A 7,430-nucleotide genomic window follows, 5' to 3' on the forward strand; every position below is an offset into this window, starting at 1 on the left:
AGCCGCGTTCAAGCTATAGGCGCGGCCCCTGGGCTTGATGAGACCGAGGCGACCAACCGCGCAGCTATTAACTATTCATTATTAATTGTTAATTTTCAGGCACCGACCAATCGATAGCCGTTTTGCCCTGCTGCAGCAAATATTGATTGGCGCGCGAGAAATGGCCGCAGCCAAGGAACCCCCGGTAGGCGGACAACGGCGAAGGGTGCGGGGCAGAGAGCACACAATGCTTGTCGCGATCAATCAGGCGTCCTTTCTTCTGGGCATGGCTTCCCCAAAGCAGAAACACCAACCCTTCACGATCGCGGTTCAGATGCTCGATAGCTTCGTCGGTAAACCGCTCCCACCCCTGTTTCTGGTGCGAAGCAGCTTGCCCGGCCTCGACAGTCAGCACCGCATTGAGCAACAGCACACCCTGCTCAGCCCAATGGGTCAGGTTGCCATGGGAAGGAATGTCAAAACCCAGATCCCGGTGAATTTCTTTGTAGATATTCACCAGTGATGGCGGCGTTTTTACGCCGTGCTGCACGGAAAAGCACAGACCGTGAGCCTGGTTCGGACCGTGATAAGGATCCTGCCCCAGAATCACCACCTTTACCTGATCAAACGGCGTCAGATTGAAGGCATTGAAGATATCCGGCCCCGGCGGGAAAACCGTTTTCCCGGCGCGCTTCTGTTCCGCCAGGAAGGCCCGCAGTTGCGCCATGTACTCCTGCTCGAACTCACCCGCCAGATGCCGTTTCCAGCCCGGCTCTAACGGCACGGTCTTGCTGCCGGACGTGTTCGCGGCGTGCACATCAACCATGGAAGGGAATGACTTTATCCAACATGTTGTACATGCGCTTCTCCACAAACTCCTGGGAGATTTTTTCCGGGTGCACCAACAATCGCTGCTCGATGGTCAGGAAGGTCGCAAATATCAACTCCGCGTCCAGCTTCGGCTCTTTGCAGCCAAAGAGTTCGCAGGCCATGGTCAGCGTCTCCACATGCTGGCGCAGGTACATATCCGCCAGTTCACGCAGCCGGGCATCCAGAATCGCTTCCTGAATAAACGCCTGTTCAGCCACCACATGGTCACGACGATTCTGCAGTTCATCCACGATGAAGGCGGCCATCATTTGCGCCAGCATCCTCACCAGCCGATCCCGTTCTTGCGGGTTTTCCAGGCTATCGCGGGAAAACTGTGACATCAGCCCGAACGCCTGTTCCTTGAACGGCTCGATCACCTCCTTCATGGCCCGCTCAGCGAACAGCGTGAAGGTGTCTGCGATCAGATCGGAGATATCCTTGAAATAATAGGTGGTCGCCGACAGCGGCACTTCCGCTTCACGGGCTACCGCGCGGTGTCGAACGGCACGAATACCCTCGCGCACGATAATGCTCAGTGAGGCCTCAAGAATTGCTTGTCGGCGCTGCTCGCTACCGGTGCGGCGCGCTTTTCTTCCCTGGTACTGAATTGCACTTGTCATGGACACAGCCAGCCTTTGTTGTCAGCCCTGAATTTGTGTGTCGCTCTCCCGACCTCAAATCCGCAAACGGCGGGCGCAACATGCGCCCGAAAAAACCGTCATTACCGCCCCTGAGGGCGCATATGCGGGAATAGAATCACATCACGAATGGACGGAGCATCTGTAAACAACATTACCAGACGATCGATGCCGATGCCCTCTCCGGCCGTCGGCGGCAGCCCGTGCTCCAAGGCGACCACGTAATCTTCGTCGTAGAACATGGCTTCATCGTCACCCGCCGCTTTTTCTTCTACCTGCTGGCGGAAACGCTCGGCCTGATCTTCCGCATCGTTCAACTCGGAGAAACCATTGGCGATCTCACGGCCACCGACAAAGAACTCAAACCGCTCTGTCACAAAAGGGTTATCGTCCATGCGGCGCGCTAACGGCGACACCTCGGTGGGGTATTCGGTAATGAAGGTGGGATCTTTCAGGCGGTGTTCCACCGTCTTCTCAAAGATCTCGATCTGTACCTTGCCCAAGCCATAGCCGTCCTTGAGCGGAATGCCCAGGCCGGTGGCGATTTCGCGAGCGCCGTCCGGATCCGCCAATTTGGCGGCATCCATATCGGGATTAAAATGCAAAATGGAATCGAATACCGTCATCCGGGTAAACGGTTTACCAAAATCGTACACATCCCCCTGATAGGCCACATCCGTGGTGCCCAGTACCGTCTCGGCCAGGGTGCGCAGCATGTCCTCGGTCAGGTTCATCAGATCATGGTAATCACCGTATGCCTGATAGAACTCCAGCATGGTGAATTCCGGATTATGCCGGGTGGAGAGGCCTTCATTACGGAAGTTGCGGTTGATCTCGAACACCTTCTCGAAGCCGCCGACCACCAGCCGCTTCAGGTACAGTTCCGGCGCAATACGCAGGTACATGTCCAGGTCCAGGCTGTTGTGATGGGTGATGAAGGGGCGCGCGGTGGCGCCGCCGGGAATCACCTGCAGCATCGGAGTTTCAGCCTCCACAAAGTCTTTTTGCACCAGGAAGTTACGAATCCCGGCCACTATCTTGGCGCGAATCTGGAACGCCTTGCGCGTCTCCTCGTTGACGATCAGGTCCACATAACGTTGGCGGTATTTGGCCTCGGTGTCGGTCAGGCCCTTGTGCTTTTCAGGCAGCGGGCGCAGTGACTTGGTGAGCAGCAGGTACTCATCCATCATCACATACAGGTCGCCCTTGCCGGATTTACACAGCGTACCGCGTACCCCGATGATATCGCCCAGATCCCAGCTCTTGGTCTCTTTGCGCACATCGCGGGTCTCATCCTTGGGCGCAAAAATCTGGATGCGCCCGGACATATCCTGCAGCACCTTGAAGGCTTTGCGGTCCAACATCATGCGGCCGGCGACCGCCACCTGAATGTTCTTTTCTTCCAGCTCTTCCTTGGTGAACTCGCCATACTGCGCCTGCAAGTCGGCGGCCAGGGAATCCCGGCGGAAATGATTGGGGAACGGGTTGCCGCCCTCGCGCAGCTCGGCCAGCTTGGCGCGACGTTCTGCGATCAGACGGTTTTCGGCGGCAGCCTGTTGAGAGGCGTCGGCATTCGGTGTGGTTTCGTCTTGGCTCATAGCGTTAGGCTTCCGGTAAAGCGCCCGATGCCAGCAGTCTGGCATCCAGCATCATCACAATCCCGCTTTCAGGGAGGCTTCGATAAACTGATCCAGCGCGCCGTCCAATACCTGCTGGGTATTGTGGCTCTCTACGCCGGTGCGCAGATCCTTGATGCGGCCATCATCCAGTACATAGGAGCGAATCTGGCTGCCCCAGCCAATATCCGATTTGTTGCTTTCCTGGACCTGTTTTTCCGCGTTGCGGCGCTGCATTTCCACTTCGTAGACCTTGGCCTGCATCATCTTCAAGGCCTGATCCTTGTTCTGGTGCTGGCTACGTCCGCTCTGACACTGGGTCACCAGGGTGTGCTTTTCGCCACCCTCATCGGTGTATTCATAGGTCAGGCGCACCGCCGAATCCGTCCGGTTAACGTGCTGACCACCCGCACCAGAGGCCCGGTAGGTATCCACCCGCATGCTGCCCACGTCGATATCCACATCGATATCGTCATCCACTTCCGGGGACACGAACACCGAGCTGAACGAGGTATGACGGCGACCACCGGAGTCGAACGGGCTCTTGCGCACCAACCGGTGCACACCGGTTTCGGTACGCAGCCAACCGTAGGCGTACTCGCCTTCGAAACGGATGGTGGCAGACTTGATGCCCGCCACATCGCCGGCAGAGGCTTCCACCAGCTCGGTCTTGAAACCGTGGGCTTCACCCCAGCGCAGGTACATGCGCAGCATCATCTCGCCCCAGTCCTGAGCCTCGGTGCCACCGGAACCAGCCTGAATATCCAGATAGGCACTGCAGGCATCCATCTGCCCGGAGAACATGCGCCGGAATTCCAGATCCGCCACCATTTTTTCCAGATCACGCAGATCGCTTTCCACTTCCGTGAGGGTGTCCTCGTCCCCCTCTTCCACCACCAGATCCAACAGGGCGGAGGTGTCTTCCACTCCCTGGGAGGCATCGTTGATGGTGTTCACGACCATTTCCAGCTGGGCCCGTTCCTTGCCCAGGGCCCGGGCATAGTCCGGATCGCTCCAGACATCCGGGTTTTCAAGCTCGCGCTCGACTTCGGTCAGACGTTCACTCTTCTGATCGTAGTCAAAGATACCCCCTAAGCGCTTCGACACGCTCAGACAGGTCGGAAAGGTGGGTTCGCAGCGGATTGACTTCCATTACGTCTCTCTAGAATAAGTGCTTGGTAGAATTGATACGCGGAAAACAGCGCAGTTTACCGGTTTGCAGGTTGGCTGACGAGGGTCAGACCCTCCCCTCGACGCCAGGAGCGTCGACCCGCACGTTTATAACGAAGCCGCTGTAGGAGTTCCTCTTGAGGGACGAATCCGAGCCCTCGCGAGGAAACAGGCGATGCGGGGGTCACCTGATCATTCTGGAGGCCCCGGTTGCTCTGCTGCTCCGAACCGAATCCGGGGTAGGCTCTGCGGATGATTTTCACGCTGACGCGTGGTTCGTCCCTCAAGAGGAACTATTCGCTTCGCTCACCCTTCCGGCCGCACGGAAATACGTGCGTTACTCCGCTACGCTTCGTTCCTACAGCGGCTTCGTAGATGTAACGGATCGCTCCTACGTCAGTCTCTCAACTCGTAAACGTGGTGAGCTTCGCCCTTCATGTTATCAATGGTGGTACCGATATAGCTGGCATTGTTGGGAATGCCCGAGCCGGTGGTGAAAACCTTAAAAGTACGCACTTCTTTCGGAGTGTCGATCACGGTGTCCGCGTCCACTTCCACCCACATGAAAATCACCGCTTCCTGGGGGATGTAATCCACCCGCAGTACCTTACCTTCTTCGGGCAGGCGTAGCTCCTGCACTTCGTTGACCACCTTCAGGCGGTGCTTGTGTATGGTCTTCATTTGAGTCCCCTCCGTTAAGGACACAACACGGCGGTGGACGATAGCCACCCCGCGCAGTCAATGCCGGCACGGCCTTTTGGGCCGTACCCTGGTAAAACAGGCGCCCGATGGTGAGCGCGAGGCGCAATGCTAGCAAAAACCGGGGCCGCCGACAGCATTGTCGACAATTTTGCGGGAGTCGATGGGAGGAAGCCCCGGAGGTTCGCCACATTAAGCGGTTTCGATTTGAGGCCCAATGTTGGATTACGCCTTTCAGACTAATTCAACCTACACCGCCACGGGGGGCGGGTTTTGTAGGTCAGATTAGGCGTAGCCGTAATCCGACATCCCCACTCCATCGGACCGATCAGAGCGGAATCAGATGCTCGAACAGCAACTGGGGATTGCGCTGGCCACGGAATTCATTGACCTCCAGGCGATAGACTCCGCGCACCTTGTTGATCCGGCTGGGCAGCGCTTCCACCGCCACATTGAAATGAATGGCATCAATCACCCCGCTGACGCCCGGCAAGCCAAGCGTTAGTTTCAGGTGGCGCTCGCCGACGATGCGGTGCTTGAGCACCTCGAATTCGCCATCGAAACTGGGGGCCGGGAACCCCTGCCCCCAGGGGAAGCGGTGGCTGAGCAATTCTGCATTCGTCAGCGACAGCTCGTGATCCTCCAGCTCGCCGTCCGTTTCCACGACACGCTCCAGCGCTTTCGGAGACAGCAGCTCGCCCACCGCTTTTTCAAAGGCCGCTTTGAACGCATCCAGCTTTTCCAGCTCCAGCGACAGGCCCGCCGCCATGGCGTGGCCACCGAATTTGCTCAGCAGCCCGGGGTTCGCTGTGGCCACCGCGTCCAGCGCATCGCGCAGGTGCAAACCGGGAATCGACCGGCCCGAGCCTTTCAATTGGCCGCGCTGCTGGGCCGGAGCAAAGGCAATCACCGGCCGATGAATCGCTTCTTTTACTCGCGAAGCGAGAATCCCCACCACGCCTTCGTGCCACTCCTTGCCATACAGGCACAGGCCCGCGGGCAGGTTGTCTGCATCCAGCCGGGCCACCTCTTCCATGGCCGCATCGCGCATGCCGTGCTCGATAGAGCGGCGCTCGCGGTTGATGGTGTCCAGGTCCTGGGCCATCTCGGTGGCTTCAGCATCGGTTTCCGCCAGCAGGCAGGCGATGCCCTGGGTCATATCGGTGAGCCGCCCCGCTGCGTTCAGGCGAGGCCCCACTGCGAAGCCCATATCCGCCGCCAAGACCCGGCTGGGATCGCGCCCGGCCACTTGCAGCAACGCGCGGATGCCCGGGCACCCCTTACCCGCACGAATCCGCCTCAGGCCCTGCTCCACCAACACCCGATTGGCATCGTCCAGCACCACCACATCGGCCACCGTGCCCAGCGCCACCAGATCCAGCAGGTCGGTAATCGGGGCGCTGGCGCTAACGCCCTGCTCGCGCAGCGCCCGCTGCAGATCCATCAACAGATAAAATGCCACTCCGACCCCCGCCAAATTCGTGGCGGGGAAACCCTCACAACCGGGCAGACGCGGGTTCACCAGCGCATCCGCTTCCGGCAGCGTGTCACCAGGTAAATGATGATCGGTAATCAGCACCCGCATTCCCTGGGCCCGCGCAGCAGCCACGCCATCCACACTGGCGATGCCGTTGTCCACGGTGATGATCAGGTCCGGGTCATACAGTTCTTTGGCCAGGTCCACGATGGCCGGCGACAATCCATAGCCGTATTCAAAGCGGTCTGGCACCAGGAAATCCGGCCGGGCATAGCCCAACCGCTCCAGGCCACGCACCATCAAAGTAGTGGCCGTGGCGCCATCTGCGTCGTAGTCACCCACAATACAAATACGCCAATTGTCCGTTCGCCCTTGTAAAAGCAACGCCACAGCCCCACGCAAACCAGTGAACTGCTCGGGATGGGGCAGACGTTTCAGGCCCAGGTTCAGCTGGGCCGGATCGGTCACCCCCCGCCCGGCCAGAATCCGCGCCAGCATGGGCGGCACATCAGGCCAGTCTGGCGTGTGCTGCGGCCGGCGGGTGATCGTGGGCAAGCTGGGTTTGTCCATGGGCATGACAGTGCTCGGTGACTTGGGGGCGTGAGTTTTTGTAGGAACTCAAGCCCGGCAGTCTGCCACGACCTCGCCCGAACAGCACGAACACAGGGAGCAAGTGATGAAATTTTCGCCATACAGCACCCCGCAATCGCCAACCCGACCAGATAGTCACAAATTAGGGCTAAAAAAGTCATCCCGCTTCCCTATACTTGCGGGCCTACGAGTTTCGTTGTTTATGTAAGCAAACACTCACATGAATGCCATATAAACAACGCGCCCACCCCGGATTTCGGGGCTTGGGGCACACCAAAGCGGTCATTTAAACCGCGTACTTTGGGACTGGAGAGCAGAAGCTATGATCTATCAAGGCAACGCCGTAAGCGTACAACTGCTTGACGACGGCATCGCCGAACTGAAGTTTGA

The 7,430-nt window shown here is 58.6% G+C and carries 6 protein-coding genes; all 6 read right to left on the bottom strand.

What is annotated here, in order from left to right:
* Positions 1-88: 88 nt before the first annotated feature.
* On the bottom strand, positions 89-805 hold the full coding sequence (ung, locus tag CL546_RS03325; RefSeq protein WP_290493011.1) for a uracil-DNA glycosylase: 717 nt from the start codon (positions 803-805) through the stop codon (positions 89-91).
* Positions 798-1,469, bottom strand: a complete 672-nt coding sequence (locus CL546_RS03330) for a TetR/AcrR family transcriptional regulator (RefSeq protein ID WP_290493012.1) — start codon at positions 1,467-1,469, stop codon at positions 798-800. Before CL546_RS03330 ends, ung begins: the two co-directional genes overlap by 8 nt.
* Before the next feature lie 101 nt (positions 1,470-1,570).
* Complete coding sequence (gene lysS / locus CL546_RS03335) at positions 1,571-3,085, bottom strand: lysine--tRNA ligase (RefSeq protein WP_290493013.1); 1,515 nt, start codon at positions 3,083-3,085, stop codon at positions 1,571-1,573.
* A 54-nt stretch (positions 3,086-3,139) separates the two neighbouring features.
* Positions 3,140-4,256, bottom strand: a protein-coding gene (gene prfB, locus CL546_RS03340; protein ID WP_290493014.1) for a peptide chain release factor 2 whose coding sequence is annotated in 2 segments (ribosomal slippage) — positions 3,140-4,183 and positions 4,185-4,256 — 1,116 coding nt in all. Because the reading frame shifts where the segments join, the coding sequence is not laid out codon by codon here.
* 413 nt (positions 4,257-4,669) lie between these two features.
* A complete protein-coding gene (locus CL546_RS03345; protein WP_007148998.1) occupies positions 4,670-4,954 on the bottom strand; it encodes a DUF7352 domain-containing protein in 285 nt (94 codons plus the stop codon).
* Between the two features lie 346 nt (positions 4,955-5,300).
* Positions 5,301-7,025 carry a single-stranded-DNA-specific exonuclease RecJ gene (gene recJ, locus CL546_RS03350; RefSeq protein WP_463671029.1) on the bottom strand — a complete coding sequence of 575 codons (1,725 nt, stop codon included), beginning with the start codon at positions 7,023-7,025 and terminating at the stop codon, positions 5,301-5,303.
* Between the last annotated feature and the right edge of the window lie 405 nt (positions 7,026-7,430).

Source organism: Alcanivorax sp. (assembly GCF_002726155.1).
Lineage (GTDB): Bacteria > Pseudomonadota > Gammaproteobacteria > Pseudomonadales > Alcanivoracaceae > Alcanivorax.